The organism is Acinetobacter sp. 24-47-62 (genome assembly GCF_056779765.1).
Window position 1 is genome coordinate 1 of record NZ_JBWYIN010000031.1, and the last position, 1,186, is coordinate 1,186.

Consider the following 1,186-nt stretch of genomic DNA (forward strand, 5'->3'; position numbering starts at 1 on the left):
GGTAATCCCCCCTAAAAATAATAGGATCTAAAAGTAGAATTTTCTCTTAAGATACGAGCAGGAGATTCTGCATGAAAACATCTAAATTTACTGACAGTCAGATCATGTCCATCTTGAAACAGGCAGAATCTGGCACACCTGTAGCGACCCTTTGCCGTGAACACGGCATGAGTAATGCTACCTTTTATAAATGGCGTGCCAAATATGGTGGTATGGATACATCATTAATGGCTCGACTGAAAGAGCTAGAAGCCGAAAATACCAGACTTAAAAAGATGTATGCGGAAGAGCGATTAAAGGCCGAAATCATCCAGGAAGCGATGGCAAAAAAGTGGTAAAGCCATCTTGCCGGCGTAAGATGGCACAACAGGCAGTTGCCCAGCATGCCATTAGTATTCGTTTGGCTTGTAAAGCATTTGGCATTAGTGAAACCTGCTACCGCTATCAAGCCAAACTCAGCGATGACAATGCACTCATTGCTGAACAGCTCATTGAACTCACTGAGGAAAATTCCGATTGGGGCTTTGGTTTGTGCTTCTCGTATTTACGGCATGTTGAGAGTTGCTGCTGGAATCACAAGCGGGTTTACCGCATTTACTGTAAGTTGGCACTGAATCTGCGTATTAAACCGAGAAGAAGACTAAAACGGCATGCGCCTGAACCATTGAAAGAACCAATCCGAGAAAATCAGGTTTGGTCATTAGATTTTATGCATGATCAGCTTTCCGATGGTCGCAAGTTTCGATTATTGAATGTGATTGATGATTACCGCCGCGAAGGCCTAGCCATTGAAGCAGGGTTCTCATTGCCCACAATCAGGGTTATTCGTACGTTGAATCAATTGCTGGAGTGGAGAGAAAAACCGTTAGTGATCCGATGCGATAATGGTCCCGAATTTATCAGTCACGAATTTGTGCGCTGGGCTACTGAGCACGGTATTCGTATTGAATATATTCAACCGGGTAAGCCACAGCAGAATGCGTATATTGAACGCTATAATCGGACCATACGTTATAGTTGGCTGAGCAAGCATTTATTTGATACTTTGGATGAAGTACAAGATTATGCAACAAACTGGTTGTGGCATTACAACCATGAAAGACCACATCAAGCTAACAAAGGAAAGCCACCTCTAATGGCTGCTTAACCTCTACTTTTAACTTCGGTTATTTATGGGAGGATTACC

Annotated in this window: 1 protein-coding gene; it reads left to right on the plus strand. The window is 43.1% G+C overall.

The window, feature by feature from the left end; all coding sequences use genetic code 11:
- Positions 1-71: 71 nt before the first annotated feature.
- Positions 72-1,147, plus strand: a protein-coding gene (locus tag AC1M87_RS14725; RefSeq protein ID WP_481594114.1) for an IS3 family transposase whose coding sequence is annotated in 2 segments (ribosomal slippage) — positions 72-324 and positions 324-1,147 — 1,077 coding nt in all. Because the reading frame shifts where the segments join, the coding sequence is not laid out codon by codon here.
- Positions 1,148-1,186 lie beyond the last annotated feature (39 nt).